This window comes from Flavobacterium sp. HJJ, from assembly GCF_015351475.1.
Taxonomy (GTDB): Bacteria; Bacteroidota; Bacteroidia; order Flavobacteriales; family Flavobacteriaceae; genus Flavobacterium; species Flavobacterium marginilacus.
Genome location: NZ_JADKPR010000001.1, coordinates 111216 through 130903, shown reverse-complemented (window position 1 = coordinate 130903; position 19688 = coordinate 111216). Strand labels below are relative to the sequence as shown.

Below are 19688 nucleotides of genomic sequence, written 5' to 3'. Positions count from 1 at the left end.
TTATCTTAACAACAACTGTGCCAGAAATAGTGATTACTAGTGGCGGATCTTAAAATAAAATTATAAGTATGATTAAAAATATTGAGTTATGATGAATAAAGTATTTTTTAGTTTATTGTTTTTTAGCGGATTGCATTTTGCTCAGACTCAAGATTTAAATAAAAATAAAATCAATCAAAAAGGTTTTAGTACAGTCAAAATTGATACTCTTTTCCAGGATAAAATAAGTATAAGGGCAATTGTGATGGATGGCGGTAAAGTTTGGTATGCAGCTGATAAAAACCGCTATGGATATTATGATTTAAAATTGAATAAAAAAATTGAAAATAAGATTGTCGAGGATACTCTAAAAATGGAGTTTCGGAGTATTGCTAAAACTGACAATTTTATATACATACTTAGTGTGGCAAACCCTGCTTTATTGTACCAAATTAAGAAAGATGCAAAAAGTATCAAATTAGTTTACCAAGAAAGAAATGAAAAAGTTTTTTACGACAGTATGCAGTTTTGGAATAATAAAGAAGGAATTGCAATAGGAGATCCTTTGACTAATCATCTTTGCTTATTGAAAACAATTGACGGTGGTTTTACTTGGAATAAAATACCAGAAAGTAAACTTCCTGAAGTTTTTGACGGAGAGGCACATTTTGCAGCCAGCAATACAAATGTTATTATTAAAGGAAAAAATACCTGGGTTGTCTCGGGAGGAAAGAAATCCAGAGTTTTTTATTCCTCTGATAAAGGAGATTCTTGGAGCAGTTATCAGACTCCTATTGCTGAAGGTAAACAAATGACCGGAATTTTTACGGCAGATTTTTATGATGAGAAAAATGGTTTTGTTTCAGGTGGTAACTATGAAATCCTGAATCAGAATTTTAATAATAAAGCGATAACAGATGACGGCGGAAAAACCTGGAAGCTCATCGCTGATAATGAGGGTTTTGGATATGCTTCCTGCGTACAGTACGTACCTAGAAGCAGCGGAAAGGGAATAGTAACTGTTGGAGCATCCGGACTTTATTATTCATCAGACGGCGGAGCCAGCTGGATTCAATTTAGTAAAGATCCAAGTTTGTATACAATCAGGTTTATTAATGAAAGTACGGCAATCGCTGCCGGCCGGAATAAAATGATCCGTATTCGTTTTAAATAAAAATTCCCTTTTTATAAATCTATTATAAAACGGGAATTTTTAACAACTAATTTATTTATTGGAACCTTTGTCTTTATATTGCTGCAGCAGTTTTCTGTTGAAATCTTCTTCTGCTTTTTTCAATTTTAATATTTTAATAGAAGGCAGTACGTCTTTTAAATTTGTCATGAATTTTTTTCGTAAGTTGTATAAATCTTCTTCATTGTCCTGAATCTGATCTAAAATGGCACTGGCTTCTTTCTCTGATAATTTATCAAGATTGTCGCCCTGCATTCTTTTAAAATAACCTTTCATTTTTTGATGTCTTAATTCAAATTGTCTGTCATCAAAAGTGTTGTAAATTGGCCAGAATTTTTCAGCTTCGCTTGAAGTGAGATCAAGTTCAGTGGTGAAAAATGCTACTTTCATTGCTCTGATCTGCTCTTTTTTATCTTTAAAATTTTCATTTTGAGCATAAAAATTAAAAGATAAAAACAGAAAAAGTATAGGGAGTATTTTTTTTAAGTCCATGGTTTCTGTGTTTTGAGTGTATTTATTTTGAAGAGTATTAAGTTTAATTTTCAATTACAAGATTTTCAATGTTAGGGTTTGATGCCAGCATATCTTCTAATGTTTGAGTTTCGATTTCTTTTGTATCAAGGATAATATTGCTTTCAGGTTCAATTTCGCTTATTATTTCGTCCTGATTTATATGTCCTTCTTCAGTTAAATAGTTTTCAATAGTTGCAGCGTCAAGATCTTTGCTTTTTGAGTACGATTGGTATGCTATTGGAATCATTAAGGCAATTGCAAAAACTGCTGCAACCGCAAAAAGTACTTTTTTTCTTCTCCTAAAAATAGATATAACTTTTGTTTCCTGAGCAATTGGTTCGTTAGCTAATTTCTCAATTAACGCTGCTTGGAAATTTTCAAAGTAGTTATCAGGGGTTTTAAAACCTGATTCTATTTTTGCTGAGTTATCTAATTTAAATGGTGTCATGTTGTAATATTTTTAATGAAATTTAAGGATAAGTGATAACATTTTTTGTATTTTGGGGCTATCAAATATTTATTTTTGTCATTTCATAATGGGTATTGGACTTGTTTTTTTAACAAAGGTTTAATTGGTTGTTACAAAAGTTTCTATTTTTTTTACGGCATGATGATAGGATGCTTTTAATGCGCCTACCGATGTTCCTAATATTTCTGATATTTCTTCATATTTTAAATCTTCAAAATATTTCATTTTAAAAACTAACTGCTGTTTTTCCGGTAATTCGGCAATTGCTTTCTGCAATTTGATCTGGATTTCATTTCCGTCAAAATAAATATCAGCTTTCAAATTGTCAATTGCTTTATTTTGTAATTCAGCAGATGATATCCCGCTTTTTTTTGCTTTTTGACTCAAAAAAGTCAAAGCTTCATTGGTAGCAATGCGGTACATCCAGGTAAAAAGCTTGCTTTCGCCTTTAAAGTTTTTTAAATTCTGAAATACTTTTACAAAAGTGTTCTGCAGAACATCATCAGCATCATCATGATTTAAAACAATGTTTCGGACATGATTATACAATGGTTTTTGATAATCCTGCATGAGTTTTTGAAACGCTTGATTCTGCGTCTGCGGATTCAATAGACTAAAAATAAATTCCTTTTCGTCCTGCAATTTGTTTTGTTTTAAACTTTGATGCGAATAAACAGAAAAGGTTTAATCTGAATTTAAATTTATTTTTAAAAATCAAATTCGCTGTCCTGTTTTTTTGTTTTATGCTGAGGAGCCAGACTGTCGTTCACTGCTTTTTTATATACTACAGGCGGTGCTGTATTTTTTGGCGTTATTGGAAAATAAATTTCTGTCAGCCATTTTGATGGGCTTAAGTTTTCATTTTTGCCTTTAGTGAAAATTTCTAAATGTGAAAAAGTACTGCCAATTTGGATTTGTTTTGCCGTAGTATATGTTGCCGTCTCGGCTAATGCTTTGTTTTTATAAGTGTAATTTCCCGTTAGACTAGTTTTTAATGCTTCAAAAGCAACTAATTTCCCAGAAAGTATATCACTTCCGTCACTAGTGAAAATTTGTTCTTTAATCGGAATACAAAATGAAACTTTAGCCAAATCTTTGATAGTATCGTAAGTTTTGTAAATGATAAAAGGTTTTCCGTTTTGGTCAATGTTATTTTGTCTGCAGAAAGCAATGATTTTTGGAAAAACAGCATTGGCGTTTTTAGTGATATCAGAAATTTTACTGGTGAATGACTGTCTTAAGTAGTATGTTTCTAGTTTTTTTACAATCCCGTTTATTTTTATGCTAAATGCAGAATTTTCAAAATCAAGGGTTTTGTCAAGATTTGCTAAACTTTTATTATAGACTTTGGATAAAGTGTTTTTTGTGCCAAGGTTAAAAAAGGAACTCACTTTCAGCATAAAATCCATTTTTCCTACTGATTTCCAAGTTACTTTTGTGCCGCCTACAGTGTCTTTGAAACTCCAATATACATCTGAAGAAGTTTCGTCAAACTCCATTTTCTGAACAATGCTGTCATTGCCTTTGGTGTATAAAGTTTCGATGTTACCTGTATTATTAGATCCTTCCCAAGTAAATGTGCTTCCTCTGCCAATTGTGGTTGGAGAAAAAGACGGTTTGATTGATGGATCTTCGGAAATCCAAGAACTAAATTTCGGCCAGTTTTTATAATCATTAACATAGTTAAAAACGCTGGCCTTTGGAGAATTGATTACTTTACTGCTTTCTACTGTAAAATTTCCTTTTTGCGTTGCAATATATATTGTAAGCGCAACAAGGCTTAATAGAAATAAAAGAAAAAGATATTTGATAATTCTCATGATAGGTTTAGTGTTTTTGCTGCTGTAAAGTTAGAAATTAAATTAATTATACTACAACATCAATTCATAAAATGTTAACGTGATTAAGAGGTCATTATCGTTTATTGTGTAGAAAATACCATTATAATTATTTAAAACGTCAAATAGTTTTGTAATAGTATGCGTGGAGAAATATTCGGATCGTTAGAAGTTGAGAAATGTGTAAATTAATAATTATCATGTGCTTTGTTTTTATTGTTTGTTTAAAGAATATGTATATTTGTTATGTATTTATTTGTTTAACATCTAAAAAAAATAAAAATGAAATTAGTTAAAACTATAGGTCTTTTCATGGCTTTTACGGTTTCAGTTATCGGCACTGCGCAAAATGATAAAAAAGCACCAGCAAAATCAGATGAAAATGTGCCTTTCGACTTTTTCGTAGAACAGTTCTCTGATATAAAAGTTTTGAGATATCAAATTCCTGGTTGGGAAAACCTTAGCTTGAAAGAACAGGAGTTAGTTTATTATCTAACGCAGGCAGGAAATTCAGGACGGGATATAATGTGGGATCAGCATTATAAATACAATTTGAAAATACGAAAAGCATTAGAAAATATTTACCAAAATTACAAAGGAGACAAGAGTACTGCTGATTGGAAGAATTTTGAAATTTATCTGAAAAGAGTCTGGTTCTCTAACGGGATTCATCATCATTATTCCAATGATAAAATTAAACCGGATTTTTCTATAAATTATTTTAATACTTTGTTAGCAGCTACAAAAACGGAATTATCTCCTGAAATCACTGCCATTTTATTCAATGATGCTGATTCAAAAAAAGTAAATCTTGATGCTTCAAAAGGATTGCTTGAAGGTTCTGCAATTAATTTCTATGATAAAGGAATCACTCAGAAAGAAGTTGAAGCATTTTATGCTAATAAAAAGAGTCCAGATCCTAAAAAGCCGTATTCTTTTGGTTTGAATTCTAAATTAGTCCGCAATTATAATGGTCAATTGGAAGAAAAAGTCTGGAAAAGCGGCGGTATGTATGGAGCAGCGATTGATAAAATTATTTATTGGCTTGAAAAAGCACAAAAAGCAGCCGAGAATAAAAAACAGGGCGATGCAATTGGTCTTTTGATTAAATATTATAAAACCGGAGATCTCAAAACTTGGGACGATTACAATATTGCTTGGTTAAGTGCTACAGAAGGTAATATTGATTACATCAACAGTTTTATAGAAGTGTATAATGATCCTTTAGGGTACAGAGGTTCTTATGAGGGTATAGTTCAGATTAAGGATTTTGACATGTCCAAAAAAATGGAAGTAGTGTCAAGCAATGCCCAGTGGTTTGAGGATAATTCTCCATTGGCACCAGAACATAAAAAGAAAAAGGTAGTAGGTGTTTCGTATAAAACGGTTATTGTTGCTGGAGAATCAGGAGATTCATCACCAAGCACTCCAATTGGGGTGAATTTACCAAATGCAGATTGGATTCGTGCAGAACATGGTTCTAAATCGGTTTCACTTGGAAATATTATTGACGCTTATTCTAAAGCAGGAGGAAAGGGAAGATTGCAAGAGTTTGCTAATGATGCTGAGGAAATTAGACTGGCTGAAAAATATGGTGAATTGGGAAGTAAACTGCATACTTCTCTGCATGAAGTAGTAGGTCATGCATCAGGACAAATCAATCCGGGTGTTGGAACTCCAAAAGAAACCTTAAAAAATTATTCTTCGACACTAGAAGAAGGAAGGGCTGATTTAGTGGGATTATATTATTTATACAGTCCAAAAATTCAGGAAATTGGATTGACAGATAATTGGAAAGAATTAGGTATGCAGTGTTATGACAGCTATATCCGTAATGGATTAATGACACAGTTAGTTCGTTTGGAATTAGGTGCTAATATTGAGGAAGCTCACATGAGGAACCGTCAGTGGGTAAGTGCCTGGGTTTTTGAAAAAGGCAAAAATGATAATGTTATCGAAAAAATTACCCGAGATGGTAAAACCTATTTCAATATTACCGATTACGAAAAATTACACGATTTATTTGGGCAGTTGTTGAAAGAAGTACAGCGAATTAAATCTGAAGGTGATTTTGAAGCTGGAAAAGCATTGGTAGAAACATACGGAGTAAAAGTGGATCAAAAACTGCATGCCGAAATTTTAGAACGCAATAAACAGTTCCCGGATGCTCCTTACAGCGGTTTTGTGAATCCTGTTTTGGTTCCAAAATTAAATGCTAAAGGACAAATCATCTCGATAGGAATAGAACAGCCAAAAACATTTGCAGAACAAATGCTGCAGTATTCTAAAAAATATGGTTTTCTGCCGTTAGAAAACTAGTATTTAAGTTTCTAAGATTCTGAGTTTGCTGTTGCTTTAAGTCTTCAATGTTTGAAAAAACTTAGAAGCTTAGTGTCTTAGCAAACTTAGAATCTTTTTTTAATGCTTAAAGTAAATTTTGATAACAAATAGGAGTCCGATAAATGCGAGGAAACCAATTAGGATTTTATAATTTCCTTTGTAAAAAACTTTATGTAAGCTGGCATCTTTTCGATAAGCAAATACCATTGTTATAACAAATGCGATAAAAAAACAGAGTGCAAATAGTAATTGACCTTTACTGAACATGTTTGAAAATTTTCTGCAAATTTAGTCAATAGTTTAGAAATAGTTGTTAATTTTCCATTTCAAATCAATAACAAGTCAAAGGATGCAAAAACAAATCAACGCTGTAAAGGAATTTCACACAGCATTTAGAATTGGACATAGCGAAACGCCGATTGCCAGTCTGGGCGAGGTTAAAAATATACTCCGCTATAATTTAATGAAAGAGGAAAACGAAGAATATCTGGAGGCAGTTCAAAATAATGACTTGGTAGAAATTGCCGATGCTCTCGGGGACATGATGTATATCCTTTGCGGAACTATTATCGAACACGGGCTGCAACATAAAATTGAAGAAGTATTTGATGAAATTCAGCGTTCTAATATGAGTAAATTAGGTGAAGATGGAAATCCTATTTACCGTGAAGACGGAAAAGTAATGAAAGGCCCTAATTATTTTAAACCGGATTTTTCTAAATTACTTTTATAAAGTTTCTGAGCTTCTAAGTTTCTTAGGATCTAAGTTTTAAAATTTTAAAAAAAAATAAGGTTTAAAGTTGCTGTTTAGTGCAACTTTAAACCTTAAACTAAAAAAAACTTTAAACTTAGCAACTAGTTACTCAGTAGCTTTTCTATACTTTAACAGTCCAGCCAAAAGTGTCTTCAGTTAATTTGTTTTGAAGGCTTGTTAATTTTTCTTTTAATAAACCAGCAAAAGAGTTTTCGATTTTAGGCAGTTCATAATAAACTTCTTTATATGAATAGCCTGCAATTGGGTTTACTACTGCAGCAGTACCAGCTCCAAAAATTTCTTTTAAAGTTCCTTTTTGAGAAGCTTCAACCAGTTCAGAAACTAATACAGGACGAACCTCTACATTAATTCCTTCTTTTTTGGCCATATCAATAAGACTTTTTCTAGTGATACCATCCAAGATTCTTTCACTTACAGGAGCAGTCAGTAAAGTGTCATTTATTCTAAAGAACACATTCATTGTACCTGCCTCTTCTAGTTTTGTATGCGTAGCGTCGTCAGTCCAGATTACTTGCTGGAATCCTTCTTTGTTTGCTAAACTAGTTGGGTAGAATTGACCGGCATAATTACCGGCAGCTTTTGCAGCACCAATACCTCCGTTTGCAGCCCTGCTGAAATGCTCAGCGATTAATACTTTTACTTCTCCGGAATAATATGCTTTTGCAGGAGATAATAATATCATGAATTTATAATCTTCAGACGGGTTAGCGACAACTCCGGCTCCAGTAGCAATCATAAATGGTCTGATGTACATAGTGCTTCCGTTTCCGTTTTTTACCCAAGCTTCATCTAATTTTAATAATTGTTTTAAACCTTCAATGAAGACAAATTCAGGTACTTCCGGCATAGCCATACGTACTGCAGAAGAATTAAAACGTTTGTAATTTTCATCTGGTCTAAAAAGCCAGATATCATTGTTGTCATCTTTGTAAGCTTTCATACCTTCAAAAATGGCTTGGCCATAATGAAACACTTTTGCAGACGGATCAAGTAAAAGCGGTGCATAAGGCTTAATGACAGGCTGCTGCCATTCTCCATTAATGTAATCGCATTCTAATAAATGATCTGTAAATACAGCTCCAAAGCTTAAATGATCAAAATCAACATCATTTATTTTTGTAGTAGCAGCTTTTATTGTTTCAATTTTGTTAGTTTGAGTGGTACTCATAATTATTGCTTATATATTAAAAAAAGGATTGTTTAGCTAATAAATGGTCTGCAGTAGAGAAAGTTTTCTGCATCCTTTTATTGGTGATTGCAAAATTAAATAAAAATCAGATAAATAGTTGTCAAAAAAGCATTAATTATGGTCTTTAACTGTGATTTATTTATTGTATAATTTTATTTAAAAAAAAGTGTTAAATTCTGCTGAATATATAAAAAATACCGTTTTTAGATAACGATAAGAAATTCTTTTATTTAATTTTGAAAGCAATATAGCGGTGTGAAATGCTATGCTAACTCAAAAAACAATACTTTGGAAAGAGAAATTATCCGTACCTCCGATGGTTCTACAACAATTCATATAAAAGATTGGGATGAATGTTATCATTCTAAGCATGGAGCAATACAGGAAGCTAAACATGTATTTATCAAAAATGGACTGGCTTTGTTTCCAGATCAGAAAGTCACCATTTTGGAAATTGGTTTTGGAACCGGACTGAATGCCTTCATTACTTTTTTGGAAGCTCAAAAATTAGGGCAGACAATTGATTATACAGGAGCAGAGGCATATCCTATTTCTGAGGATGAGTTAAAATCTATGAATTATCCAAAGGAATTGAATGCTTTGGATGATAAAGAGATTTTTGATAAAATGCATGCAGTAAACTGGGAAGAAAAAAATGATTTGTCTGAAAAATTTTCTTTAACCAAAAGAAAGCAGTTTTTTGAAGACATTAATGATATTGAAAAATTTGATTTGATTTATTTTGATGCTTTCGGTTATCGTGTGCAGCCCGAATTGTGGAGTGCTGATGTATTTAATAGAATGTTTAAGGCATTAAAAAAAGATTCTGTACTAGTAACTTACGCCGCAAGAGGCGTTATTAAAAGAAATATGATTGAAGCTGGGTTTACTGTCGAAAAGCTTGCCGGCCCTCCAGGGAAAAGAGAAATGTTCAGAGCTAGAAAATGATTTTTTCTGCAGGTCTTATGATTGCTGGGTTCTGTCGCGAAATCGATGTAATTTTATTATTTCTGTGTTAAAATAAGTATTTGTATTTAAAAAAAAATGTATTTTTACATCACGTTAAAATCAAGATATAACCCCAAAATCTTAATTTATTATGTCTAAAATAATGTTTGAATACACAAAGTCTGTGTTAGAAAGAGTAAGTTTTGACCCAGTACTTTTCTGTAAAGAATTAGAAAAAGCGATTCGAACACTGCTCCCTTTTGAGTTGGATCAATTAAGAGAGTGGCTGTTTGACTTCACTGTCGAAAAACCAGAATTAAAACAATGTTTGCTTATTGTAAATTCATAAAAAAAAGAGGAATCATTTAATGGTTCCTTTTTTTGTGGATTTCTCTTTTTTTGTATAATCCCTAACGAAAAGAACAAATAACTTACAATGAAATTGTAAATAATGTTATTTGTCGATTTATTTTGTTTTTTATGGATTGTTTTTATTTGAGAGAAAGATTTTTTTCAATAATTTTGTACCTGTTTACTAATTCAATTGTTTAAATCTTTTTGTTAAATCTCAAATTAATTAAGATTATACAAAATTGTTCTCGAAAGAGTGAGCTTTAATCCTAATACTTTTTAAAAGAGTTGAAAAAAGCAATAAAAACTTTATTGCCTTATATAATTTACTGTATTTAAGGCAGGACATTAAAAAAGGAACCAATTCGGTTCCTTTTTTTCGTTTTATCTTATTTTTTAAGTAATGGACTCACAATTTGGACATTTTGAAAAACGATTGCTCCTTTTACAACTCCGGAAATGGTACTTCTTAAAGCGTCAATAATTTGTATTTTTAATTCACTTTTGGGATAAATTAAACTTACTTCACGGGCAGGTTTCGGTTCTTTAAACTGTCTAAGTTTTGATTTGTCTGATTCTTTCAAATCTAATGTATGCAAATAAGGAAGCAATGTTGTTCCTAATCCTTCATCGGCTAGTTTTATTAATGTTTCAAAACTGCCGCTTTCGATTTGGAAAGATTTAAGTCCCGTTTCATTTCTGTTTTTGCATAAGTTCAAAATACCGTCTCTAAAACAGTGACCGTCCTGCAGCAGTAAAATTTCATTAATATTGAGATCGTCTATTTCGATTTCCTCTTTTTGGAATATAGCATTGTTTTCAGGTATATAAGCGACAAATGGTTCAAAGTAAAGAACAATTTCTTTTATTTTTTCATCCTCCAGCGGTGTTGCTGCAATCGCTGCATCCAGATTTCCGTTTTTTAATTTTGTGATAATTTCTTCAGTATTCAGCTCCTCAATAATTAATTTTACCTTTGGATACTTTTTAATGAAATTATTCAAAAACATTGGCAATAGAGTTGGCATAATTGTTGGAATAATTCCTAGCCTGAATTCACCTCCAATGAATCCTTTTTGCTGCTCTACAATATCTTGTATTCTATCGGCTTCATTAACAATATTTTTAGCTTGGGATACAATTTTTTGACCAATATCTGTAAGCTGAATTGGTTTTTTTGTTCTGTCAAAAATCTGAATATTCAATTCATCTTCAATTTTTTGAATCTGCATGCTCAATGTCGGCTGTGTTACAAAACATTTTTCGGCAGCTAAAGTGAAATTTTTGTGTTCGGCTACAGCCAACACATATTTAAGTTGTGTGATAGTCATGAAATAGTATATTTTTATGCAAATATAAAAACAATCAATTTAATTTATAGTTGTTTTTTTGATTTATTGCATAATTTTGAATACATAAACTTAAAATAATGGTTTCAAATATTTTAAGTGAACTGTAATAAATATAAATTATGAAAATAAATGTTTTAGGATTACCTGTAGAAGAATCAGAAGTTATAATTGTGGAATTGAATGTACTCTTGGCAAATTATCAAGTCTATTATCAAAGTTTAAGAGGTTTGCACTGGAATATCAGAGGAAAGCGTTTTTTTGACCTGCATTTGAAATTTGAGGAATTGTACAATGATTCTCAATTAAAAATTGATTTGATAGCCGAAAGAGTTTTAACTTTAGGAGGAAGACCATTACACACTTTTGAAGATTATATAAAATTCAATCAATTGCCGGTTGGGAAGAATATTTCAAATGACGAATCCAGTATACAGCTGATTGTAAATTCGCTTTCTTTGTTATTAAAATTAGAAAGAGAGATTTTAAACAAGGCTTCTGATATTAATGATGAAGGAACAAATTCGTTGATGAGTGACTTTATTGTTGAGCAGGAAAAAACGATCTGGATGATGAAGGCATGGTTAGAAGAGGGATTGTAGTATAAAAGTTAAAATAGAAGGTCTAAATGTTTTTTTATAACAAATAGACCTTTTATTTAGTGTTAAAATTAGATTAATTTTGATGGACTAATTTTTTTGTTCAAGTTCGATCAGCTATTTTTGCCCACATGAAATTTTTCGCAAGCATAGTATTATTGTTATTTGTTTTTTTTCTGGCAGCACCTACAATCGTGGTTTGTCTGGAAAATGACAAGGAGAATACTAGCCTTTGCGGAAATTCTAGTAATTCTTCTTTTGAGGAATTAAAACATGATATAAAGTATTATACATTCAATACTTTTTTAGAAGTTCCTTTTTTAACCTTAAAGAAAGGTTCTGCTCTTATCATTTTTGAAAATTTATCGAAGCATGATTTGAACTATGCTTCTATATTTATTCCGCCTCCAAACTTCGTGTAGTTTCCCCTCATTTCAATCATCCTTTTCTCAGTTGCTATTGTGATTTGCAGATTTTAATTTGTAAATAAGTAGTATCTTAGCATGTATATTATTTTCCAATTTTTTGATTGGGATCTAATGATTGTATGCTGATAGGATAAGTATTTAGGTTATGCTAGTCTGCAGATCTGATTAATAGGCTTGTATTATGAGTTATTGATGTAATGAAATGAATATGTCCCCTTTTTTTAGATTCCTTATTTTTTTACAGGATAAGGATCTTCCATTGCAGAATTTGTCTGTAGTGAAATCTATTAATCAATCTTATAATTTTTATTATGTCAAAAAATACAAATCTTTTTACTCATTTTAAATCAGATTTTGCCTCTGGTTTAGTAGTCTTTTTGGTTGCTTTGCCCCTTTGTCTGGGAATCGCAATGGCCTCTGGCGCTCCTTTATTTTCAGGAATTATTACAGGAATAGTTGGAGGAATAGTTGTTGGATATTTGAGTCAGTCTCAAATAAGTGTTTCAGGGCCGGCAGCAGGTTTAACCGCTATAATACTTACAGCAATTACCGATTTGGGTGGTTTTGATATTTTTTTAACAGCAGTTTTTATTGCAGGAATTATTCAATTGGCTTTAGGTTTGCTAAAGGCGGGCAGTATTTCAAATTATTTTCCAACCAATGTTATTGAAGGAATGCTGGCAGGTATTGGGGTTATTATTATTATGAAGCAGTTACCTCATGCTTTCGGATACGATGCAGACTTTGAAGGAGACCAGTCTTTTGTTCAAACTACAGATAATAATACATTTAGTGCGCTATTTGATCTTTTAAATCACTTGCAGTTAGGAGCTATTTTGATTGCATCAGTTTCAATTGTTATTTTGATAGTGTGGGATAAAGTTCCAGCTTTGAAGAAATTGAAAATTGTGCCGGGAGCATTAGTTGCCGTTGTTATTGGAATATTGCTGAATGAATTTTTTATTTCATCCGGAAGTTCATTGGCTATTGAGAAAGAACATTTAGTTTCACTGCCTGTGCCAACATCGCTGGATGAGTTTAAAGCAATTATTGTAACACCAAGTCTGGCTGGATTTTTAAATCCTAAAGTTTGGGTTGTTGGTCTGACTATAGCTATTGTAGCATCAATCGAGACACTTTTGTGTATTGAAGCGGCTGATAGAATGGATGTTCATAAACGATTTACCAATACTAATGTTGAATTGAGAGCTCAAGGAATTGGGAATATTATTTGTTCACTGATAGGTGGATTGCCATTAACATCAGTTGTTGTTCGTACTTCTGCTAACAATGCAGCGGGAGCTAAATCAAAATTATCTGCTATAATTCATGGTGTTCTATTGTTAGTCTGTGCATTGACAATTCCTTTTATTTTGAATAAAATACCTTTAGCAACGCTTGCTGCGGTTTTGATTCTGGTTGGATATAAATTAGCAAAACCTGCAACATTCAAACACTTTTGGAGCTATGGTAAATATCAGTTTTTACCTTTTATAGCAACTTTTTTAGGAGTTGTATTTATGGATTTGTTAAAAGGTGTTGTTTTGGGAATCGTAATTTGTGTTGTCTTTATATTGAGAGGGAATCTTAAAAGAGCATATAGTTTTAGAAAAAACGAGTATGTTGACGGGGATGTCATTCATATTGATTTAGCCCAAGAAGTTTCTTTTTTGAATAAAGCAGCTATCAAGATGACTTTGGCCAAAATACCGGAAAATAGTGTTGTAGTTATTGATGCTACAGATACAGTTTATATTGCGCATGATATTCTGGATTTAATTCATGAATTTAAAACGACAAGAGCTATAGATGAAAATATTAATGTGAAATTAATTGGATTCAAAAAGGAGTATGCCTTGGAGAATAGCAAAGAATCTCAGAATCATGTGTCCATTGAGCATCATTATGATTTTGTAAAAAGGGAAGTAGTTGAAAAAAAGATTGTCAGTGACAGTTTTCAGCAATAATTTTTGACTTTAATAAATAACGGGAGTGCATAATTTTTATACATTTTAAACCAAATAAAACTTTTAAAAGAAAAACAAAATGAGTGATTTTTATAAAAAAATATTAGACAATAATAAAAAATGGGTTGAAGAGCAATTAGATTTAGATCCAGATTTTTTTAAAGATTTAGCCAAGGGACAGCAGCCGCCATTATTGTGGATAGGATGTTCAGACAGCCGTGTGCCGGCAAATGAAATTATCGGAGCTAAACCAGGTGAAGTTTTTGTTCATAGAAATATCGCCAATATGGTTGTTCATACAGACATGAATATGTTAAGCGTTTTGGATTATTCTGTAAATGTATTAAAAGTCAAACATGTTATTGTCTGCGGACATTACGGATGCGGTGGTGTAAAAGCCGCTATGGGTAATGATTCCATAGGAATTATAGATAACTGGATTCGTCATATAAAAGATGTTTATCGTTTACATGATAAATATTTGGATTCTATTTCGGATGAGACGGAGCGTTTTAATGCTTTTGTAGAAATCAATGTTAAAGAACAAGTGTTTGATTTAGCTAAAACATCGATAGTGCAGGCTGCTTGGAAAAACGGGCAGGATTTATCGCTTCACGGATGGGTTTACGGTTTGAATTCAGGATTTGTAACTGATTTAGGAGTTAACTTTAGTTCAAATGAAGATCTTGATGAGGTTTATCAGCTAAACATCACAAAATAGGCTGCGTTTAAAAACTTTATAAATGCCAAAAAGGCTGTCAAAATTTTTGGCAGCCTTTATTATTAATCATCATTCTCTAAATTTTCATTAAATGCCGAAGGCAATAGTGTTGGAATAAACTTAATCAGGAGAGGCAGTAATAAACTTCCCCCTGGAAGTAAAAATATAGTTAGAGAAGGTACTGTTTTGCATATATCCAACAGTTGTTTTTTTACTTTCTTCTTCTCTTTTTCGTCTAAATCTCTGTGGGTCGAATGAGCCAGAAGCAACATTAATTCCTTGCTTTGAACAATTTCCTTAACCAATCTTGATTTGTTGCGTGAAATCAGTGTAATGACACTTTTTGTAGTCTGATCGTAAAAATGTTTTACCGGATTTGAATAATTAAAATAAGGAATTTCTTTTTTGTGTCTGCTTATAAAACTATTGGTTTTGCTAATGCTCAGTGTTACAAAATCATCTTCGATAGATAATGATTGTGCCAATGTATGAAGAAAATAAGACTCATTATTTTCGATAACACCATCGCTCCATAACGCCATTCCTGCGATGTCGATTAAATATTTTTTTTCCAGTTCGGCAGTAAAATAAGATAAATCCAGTGTTTCTAAAGTGATATGCTCTTTTTTGGAAAATTTGCTGTATCGTATTGAAGCTTCAAATAATTTGATCAATAAATCATCATATTGCGATTTGTTATTCTTTATTTTTAAAGCCAGAATAGCAATGTTTACAATCGTTTCTTCAATTTTTTTGAGGTACTTCTCAGGGATTTGGCCTTTTATCAAATATTGGCGAAAAGCCAAAACATCTATAAACAATAATGCATTGGTTACTAAATGCGAAAAATTTTTATTAATTATATTGTCATTCGTCTGTACACGCTCATCAATTACTTTTTCTAAAGTTAAGGAAGGTGAATTCTTTGGGACAATTTTTTTGAATAAACTAAATCCTTCTGGATGCATTTCTTTGTAAAAAAGATTGGCTTGTTCAATAAAATCCGAAGGTTCTTTCTCTTTATTTGTTAATGAAAAAATACCATACAAAGCATTCAGTAAAGCTACTTTGGAAATTTCTTCTTTAAACCAGTCTTTAGTTTGTATTTCAAAAGAAGTATCAAGCGAAATGATATGACCGTAGATAAAACCTGTATTTCTTAAATTTTTATAAAAGCCAGCCTCAGTTTCAGAGACGTTGTGTTCTGATAACTTTAGTTTTATAAAAAATTTATCTATCCAACCTGATGCCGAAGGGTTAATCATTGTTTTGTTTTGATTATGCAAAACTATGTTTTTTTATGAATCAATACCTAATTCAGAGGGTTATAAAATTGTTTATCTGGTGTTTTTTGTGAAATTGCATATTTGAACCAGACTACAGTGTGAATTTAATTTTTCAATGCCTTTTTTGATTTGGAATTTTAACTCAAATATTTTTTTGCTCAGTGAATGTTATAATGAATTAATCCCTTGATTTTTTATTTTGATGGCAAAGGTTTATTATTGAGGTAATTCGGTTGTTTCGGGTTTCTTCTCTTTTGGCTTGATTGAGCCAATGTAGATAACCTTTTCGATAAGATGGGCTGAACTTTTGGTAGTTTTCGTATGCTGTTTTGTTTTGTTCGAAAGCTAATTTTAAATCTTCAGGTATTATTAAATCTTCGGTTGCATCTGAGGATGTCCAAGAGCCATTCTGCTTGGCAGTCTCAATTTTAGATAATCCGCTTTCATGCATCAGATTGGCAGCAATGAGTTTCTCAATATAGCTTTTGTTGAGTTTGCTCCAAATACTTTTATCTTTTCTTGGAGTGAATAATTGTCTTCGGCGGTGTTCGTCAATTTTTTTTACTGTAGAATCAATCCATCCGTAGCAGATTGCTACCTGTACCGCTTCTTCCCAGCGCATGCTTTCAAAAGGACTGCTTACTTTATAAAAAATCAAATACACACCAGCTGACGAATTATGATTATCATGTAACCATTCCCGCCATTCTGATGTGTTTTTAAAATAATGCTGTTCTTTCTCTATCAAGGAAAATCAGTTTTTTTATTTAATAATTGCTGAACAAGCTACTCTTGCTCCGGCATTTCCTGCAGGCTGACTTACATAGTCATCGGCTCCTTGGTGAACAATAAGTCCTTTTCCAAGAATGTTTTTTGTTGCATCTTCACCGCCAATAGACCATTCGTCTGTTGTGAAAGTGATGGTGCCATTTCCTTTTTCATCTGCAGTAAAATTACCGATATCACCTTTATGATGTTCTGCATCGCCCCATTTTCCGTGTTTTTTGAAAGTAGGATTCCAGTGTCCTCCCGCCGAACTTCCGTCAGCCGCAGAGCAGTCAGATTTTTCGTGAATATGAATGGCGTGAATTCCTGGTTTTAGCCCAGAAATTTTTGCTGTAAAAGTCACTTTGCCATTTTTTTCGGTAAATGTGGCAGTTCCTGTGACATTGCTGTTACTCTTTGATTCAAAAGTAAGGTTTAGGCTTTTAGAGCCGCTGGATTTGCTATTGGTTTTACAGCCAATGACTAACGCGATAATTACGGCAGCAGAAAAGATTATTTTTTTCATGATTTGAAATATTACAATTTGGATTATAAAATTACGTATAAAAAAGGTTACAGAGTCTCTAGGATGTTAAGTTTCTAAGTTTTTTAATTTTCATAGTGTCTTAGTAACTTAGAAACTCAGAATCTTAGTAATATTACTTTGACTTTTCTCCGACAAAATGATTAGTTGGCGATTTAAATAATATATTGAAAGAAGTCAAACTGCCATAAATACGGGTAATGTACTGCTGCAGTTCAATTTTTTCAATTTCTTCTATTTTGCTGCTGTTTATTTTTTGTTCCATTACGCGCAAACGGTCACGAACCATTATAATTTTATGAAAAAAGGTATCAATTGGGATTTCTTTTGACGCTAATCCAGCCTGACCCGGTTCCAAAATAAGTTTACCGCCTTTCCATTTGTCTCCGATAGGTACAATTTCGGAAACATCAGACCATTTTTTCAAAAGATCTCTGAGGCTTTGTTCTACTTCCGAGAAACTTATTGTATCTACTTCGTCTACAGTTGCTTCTATAACTTTAAATTCATCGTTTAATGGGATTGTTTCAAGTCCGTTTTCTATAAATGTTACCCAATACTCTTTGGATGAAACATTCGTAATAACTCCTTTTCCAAATTCTGGATGCTCAATGCGGGAACCTATTCCTAGTAGTGTCATGATTTTTCTTTTTTACGAAAATAATTATACCATTTTTAAAAAGCAAATTCGAAATCAAAAGGCACGGCATTCGCTTTTAAAAGTTTCTGACACGAATTACACTAATCTGCACGAATTAAGATTGTTATTTAATTACACAAAATATTCGAAACTGTAAAAGTTGTAAAATATGATTTCAATTTTGATAAGAATTAGTGTTAATTGGTGAAATTCGTGTTTGTCTTTTTTTAAATGCGAATGCCCTGCTAATCTCTTAGATTTTATAAGAATGTTTTGTTATCTTCGAAAAGTAATAATACGCTATTGAATGGCGCCAATTAATTCAATTTGGGTGTGTAAGGGGCAATTTATTGCGTGTATATACAAGTTGTAGGCAATTAGACCAAAAATAACCGAAAATGATAGACGAAAAGTTAATTATATATAAAACAAAAAAAATTTTCACACCAACTTCATCAGCAAAATTTACATTTGTAGAAAGAGAAGGAAAATTAAATAATCATTTTGTTGATGCCTTAAATACACCTGGAAAACAAATTGTATTATATGGACATTCAGGTTGTGGAAAGACAACATTGTTAACAAATAAAATAAGTCAAACTTACGAAAACTCATATACAACAAGATGTATGGAAGGTATGACTTTTGAAAACATAATACTTGACGGATTTGACCAGCTTTCAGGTTTGTATAATGAGAATAGTTCTTCTAAAACTTTTAAAATATCTCCCGAATTGAACATAAGTTATGCAGATATTAAAGCAACTATAAAGCTTGGAGATTATACAAAACAAAAAACAGAAACAACCAAACATATACTTCCCCCACAATTAACGCCTCAACGATTAGCAAAATTCTATGGTGCTTCAAATTCTTGCTGGATTTTAGAAGACTTTCATAAAATTAAAGGCCCAGACAGAACTAAAACTTCTCAATTGATGAAAGTTTTTATGGATATGTCCGAAGAATACGAAGATTTGAAAATTATTGCTTTAGGAGCCGTTGGTACTGCACGACAAGTTATTGAATACGATAGAGAAATGAATAATCGTGTCGCCGAAATTTTTATTCCTTATATGAAGCCTGATGAAATAGAACGAATAATAGATACTGGGGAAGAACTTTTAAATTTAATATTTTCAAAAGAAGTTAAATCGAAGATTATTAAATACTCTTGTGGATTACCTTCAATTTGTCACCAACTTTGTTTAAATATTTGCTTCAACAAAAAAATATATGAAACGGTTAAAACTAAAGTCTCAATAAATCTTGACGACTTGGATGAAGCAATTTCAAAATTAGTTGAAGAAAAATCAGATACTCTTAAAGCTGAATTTGATAAATCAATTAAAGTTGGAAATGGGACAAAAATTAACATCCCAAAAGTAATTTTGGAAAATTGCTTAGAGATAAATAAAGATGAATTTTCACATTCTGAAATATTCAATCAAATGAATAAAAGTCAAATAAATGAAGCAAATTTTTCAAAATTTCTTACAGAATTATGTTCGCCAACAAGAAGTGAAATTCTAATATATGATGAGAATTCTAACTTATATAGATTTAATAATTTATTTTTAAAAGCATATGCTTATTTGAGGTTAAAAGAAGAAATTGTAAAAAATGAAAACGCAGAACTTGAAAATAAAAATTTGAAAGAAGCAAACATAATTAAGAAACTATTAGATATTATTGAAAATGATATTTACAATAAATTAGAAGATGATGAAGATTATTTTGTAATTGAGGATATATAACTGCCTACAACACTTGCTACAAGAGATTTGGGCATTTG

Annotated in this window: 20 protein-coding genes; 10 read left to right on the top strand and 10 right to left on the bottom strand. The window is 31.8% G+C overall.

The features are described from left to right. Positions 1-88: 88 nt before the first annotated feature. A complete protein-coding gene (locus IRZ80_RS00610) occupies positions 89-1153 on the top strand; it encodes an oxidoreductase (protein WP_317174698.1) in 1065 nt (354 codons plus the stop codon). A gap of 51 nt (positions 1154-1204) precedes the next feature. Here IRZ80_RS00610 and IRZ80_RS00605 read toward each other — a convergent pair whose 3' ends face one another. The 4 genes from IRZ80_RS00605 to IRZ80_RS00590 all read right to left on the bottom strand — a co-directional run bounded on the left by IRZ80_RS00605 (position 1205) and on the right by IRZ80_RS00590 (position 3973). Further along, on the bottom strand, positions 1205-1663 hold the full coding sequence (locus IRZ80_RS00605; RefSeq protein WP_194639186.1) for a sensor of ECF-type sigma factor: 459 nt from the start codon (positions 1661-1663) through the stop codon (positions 1205-1207). Between the two features lie 43 nt (positions 1664-1706). Next, positions 1707-2132, bottom strand: coding sequence for a hypothetical protein (locus tag IRZ80_RS00600; protein WP_194639184.1), 426 nt, complete (start codon positions 2130-2132; stop codon positions 1707-1709). A gap of 120 nt (positions 2133-2252) precedes the next feature. Continuing rightward, positions 2253-2795, bottom strand: coding sequence for an RNA polymerase sigma factor (locus IRZ80_RS00595; protein ID WP_194639182.1), 543 nt, complete (start codon positions 2793-2795; stop codon positions 2253-2255). A gap of 65 nt (positions 2796-2860) precedes the next feature. Further along, complete coding sequence (locus tag IRZ80_RS00590; protein ID WP_194639180.1) at positions 2861-3973, bottom strand: SRPBCC family protein; 1113 nt, start codon at positions 3971-3973, stop codon at positions 2861-2863. A 300-nt stretch (positions 3974-4273) separates the two neighbouring features. Here IRZ80_RS00590 and IRZ80_RS00585 point away from each other — a divergent pair, with 300 nt between their 5' ends. Together IRZ80_RS00585 and IRZ80_RS00580 are read left to right on the top strand one after the other, a co-directional pair. After that, positions 4274-6310: a dipeptidyl-peptidase 3 family protein gene (locus IRZ80_RS00585; protein WP_194639178.1), complete on the top strand. Its 2037-nt coding sequence runs from the start codon at positions 4274-4276 to the stop codon at positions 6308-6310. Positions 6311-6680: 370 nt separating this feature from the next. Continuing rightward, a complete protein-coding gene (locus IRZ80_RS00580) occupies positions 6681-7064 on the top strand; it encodes a nucleoside triphosphate pyrophosphohydrolase family protein (RefSeq protein ID WP_115809471.1) in 384 nt (127 codons plus the stop codon). A gap of 142 nt (positions 7065-7206) precedes the next feature. Here the strand turns inward: IRZ80_RS00580 and IRZ80_RS00575 are convergent, their stop codons facing one another. Then, positions 7207-8274, bottom strand: a complete 1068-nt coding sequence (locus IRZ80_RS00575) for a branched-chain amino acid aminotransferase (RefSeq protein WP_194639176.1) — start codon at positions 8272-8274, stop codon at positions 7207-7209. A 309-nt stretch (positions 8275-8583) separates the two neighbouring features. Between IRZ80_RS00575 and mnmD the strand changes: the two genes are divergently transcribed. Both mnmD and IRZ80_RS00565 read left to right on the top strand, forming a co-directional pair. Beyond that, positions 8584-9243, top strand: coding sequence for a tRNA (5-methylaminomethyl-2-thiouridine)(34)-methyltransferase MnmD (gene mnmD, locus IRZ80_RS00570; RefSeq protein ID WP_194639175.1), 660 nt, complete (start codon positions 8584-8586; stop codon positions 9241-9243). 151 nt (positions 9244-9394) lie between these two features. Beyond that, on the top strand, positions 9395-9592 hold the full coding sequence (locus tag IRZ80_RS00565; protein ID WP_194639173.1) for a hypothetical protein: 198 nt from the start codon (positions 9395-9397) through the stop codon (positions 9590-9592). A 391-nt stretch (positions 9593-9983) separates the two neighbouring features. Here IRZ80_RS00565 and IRZ80_RS00560 read toward each other — a convergent pair whose 3' ends face one another. Continuing rightward, positions 9984-10925: a LysR substrate-binding domain-containing protein gene (locus IRZ80_RS00560; RefSeq protein WP_194639172.1), complete on the bottom strand. Its 942-nt coding sequence runs from the start codon at positions 10923-10925 to the stop codon at positions 9984-9986. A gap of 140 nt (positions 10926-11065) precedes the next feature. On the opposite strand from IRZ80_RS00560, the gene IRZ80_RS00555 reads away from it, so the two are divergent. From IRZ80_RS00555 to can, 4 genes are all read left to right on the top strand, one after another. Further along, positions 11066-11545: a Dps family protein gene (locus tag IRZ80_RS00555; RefSeq protein ID WP_194639171.1), complete on the top strand. Its 480-nt coding sequence runs from the start codon at positions 11066-11068 to the stop codon at positions 11543-11545. Positions 11546-11673: 128 nt separating this feature from the next. After that, positions 11674-11964 carry a hypothetical protein gene (locus IRZ80_RS00550; protein ID WP_194639170.1) on the top strand — a complete coding sequence of 97 codons (291 nt, stop codon included), beginning with the start codon at positions 11674-11676 and terminating at the stop codon, positions 11962-11964. Positions 11965-12281: 317 nt separating this feature from the next. After that, positions 12282-13937, top strand: a complete 1656-nt coding sequence (locus IRZ80_RS00545; protein WP_194639169.1) for a SulP family inorganic anion transporter — start codon at positions 12282-12284, stop codon at positions 13935-13937. A gap of 79 nt (positions 13938-14016) precedes the next feature. Beyond that, positions 14017-14658: a carbonate dehydratase gene (can, locus tag IRZ80_RS00540; protein ID WP_194639168.1), complete on the top strand. Its 642-nt coding sequence runs from the start codon at positions 14017-14019 to the stop codon at positions 14656-14658. Positions 14659-14720: 62 nt separating this feature from the next. Here the strand turns inward: can and IRZ80_RS00535 are convergent, their stop codons facing one another. The 4 genes from IRZ80_RS00535 to IRZ80_RS00520 all read right to left on the bottom strand — a co-directional run bounded on the left by IRZ80_RS00535 (position 14721) and on the right by IRZ80_RS00520 (position 17893). Further along, complete coding sequence (locus IRZ80_RS00535) at positions 14721-15923, bottom strand: LETM1-related biofilm-associated protein (protein WP_194639167.1); 1203 nt, start codon at positions 15921-15923, stop codon at positions 14721-14723. A 199-nt stretch (positions 15924-16122) separates the two neighbouring features. Next, a complete protein-coding gene (locus IRZ80_RS00530) occupies positions 16123-16692 on the bottom strand; it encodes a YdeI/OmpD-associated family protein (RefSeq protein WP_194639166.1) in 570 nt (189 codons plus the stop codon). Positions 16693-16707: 15 nt separating this feature from the next. After that, positions 16708-17235 (bottom strand): superoxide dismutase family protein, encoded by a 528-nt coding sequence (locus tag IRZ80_RS00525; protein WP_194639154.1) that lies wholly within the window; start codon positions 17233-17235, stop codon positions 16708-16710. A gap of 133 nt (positions 17236-17368) precedes the next feature. Then, entirely contained in the window at positions 17369-17893 is a 525-nt protein-coding gene (locus tag IRZ80_RS00520; protein WP_194639153.1) for a hypothetical protein, read from the bottom strand. 398 nt (positions 17894-18291) lie between these two features. On the opposite strand from IRZ80_RS00520, the gene IRZ80_RS00515 reads away from it, so the two are divergent. Further along, a complete protein-coding gene (locus IRZ80_RS00515) occupies positions 18292-19650 on the top strand; it encodes a hypothetical protein (protein WP_194639151.1) in 1359 nt (452 codons plus the stop codon). Positions 19651-19688: the final 38 nt, after the last annotated feature.

Coding starts and splice junctions, on each gene's coding strand:
- IRZ80_RS00610 (WP_317174698.1), top strand. CDS start 89: ATGATGAATAAAGTATTTTTTAGTTTATTGTTTTTTAGCGGATTGCAT.
- IRZ80_RS00605 (WP_194639186.1), bottom strand. CDS start 1,663: ATGGACTTAAAAAAAATACTCCCTATACTTTTTCTGTTTTTATCTTTT.
- IRZ80_RS00600 (WP_194639184.1), bottom strand. CDS start 2,132: ATGACACCATTTAAATTAGATAACTCAGCAAAAATAGAATCAGGTTTT.
- IRZ80_RS00590 (WP_194639180.1), bottom strand. CDS start 3,973: ATGAGAATTATCAAATATCTTTTTCTTTTATTTCTATTAAGCCTTGTT.
- IRZ80_RS00585 (WP_194639178.1), top strand. CDS start 4,274: ATGAAATTAGTTAAAACTATAGGTCTTTTCATGGCTTTTACGGTTTCA.
- IRZ80_RS00580 (WP_115809471.1), top strand. CDS start 6,681: ATGCAAAAACAAATCAACGCTGTAAAGGAATTTCACACAGCATTTAGA.
- IRZ80_RS00575 (WP_194639176.1), bottom strand. CDS start 8,274: ATGAGTACCACTCAAACTAACAAAATTGAAACAATAAAAGCTGCTACT.
- IRZ80_RS00565 (WP_194639173.1), top strand. CDS start 9,395: ATGTCTAAAATAATGTTTGAATACACAAAGTCTGTGTTAGAAAGAGTA.
- IRZ80_RS00560 (WP_194639172.1), bottom strand. CDS start 10,925: ATGACTATCACACAACTTAAATATGTGTTGGCTGTAGCCGAACACAAA.
- IRZ80_RS00555 (WP_194639171.1), top strand. CDS start 11,066: ATGAAAATAAATGTTTTAGGATTACCTGTAGAAGAATCAGAAGTTATA.
- IRZ80_RS00550 (WP_194639170.1), top strand. CDS start 11,674: ATGAAATTTTTCGCAAGCATAGTATTATTGTTATTTGTTTTTTTTCTG.
- IRZ80_RS00545 (WP_194639169.1), top strand. CDS start 12,282: ATGTCAAAAAATACAAATCTTTTTACTCATTTTAAATCAGATTTTGCC.
- can (WP_194639168.1), top strand. CDS start 14,017: ATGAGTGATTTTTATAAAAAAATATTAGACAATAATAAAAAATGGGTT.
- IRZ80_RS00535 (WP_194639167.1), bottom strand. CDS start 15,923: ATGATTAACCCTTCGGCATCAGGTTGGATAGATAAATTTTTTATAAAA.
- IRZ80_RS00525 (WP_194639154.1), bottom strand. CDS start 17,235: ATGAAAAAAATAATCTTTTCTGCTGCCGTAATTATCGCGTTAGTCATT.
- IRZ80_RS00520 (WP_194639153.1), bottom strand. CDS start 17,893: ATGACACTACTAGGAATAGGTTCCCGCATTGAGCATCCAGAATTTGGA.
- IRZ80_RS00515 (WP_194639151.1), top strand. CDS start 18,292: ATGATAGACGAAAAGTTAATTATATATAAAACAAAAAAAATTTTCACA.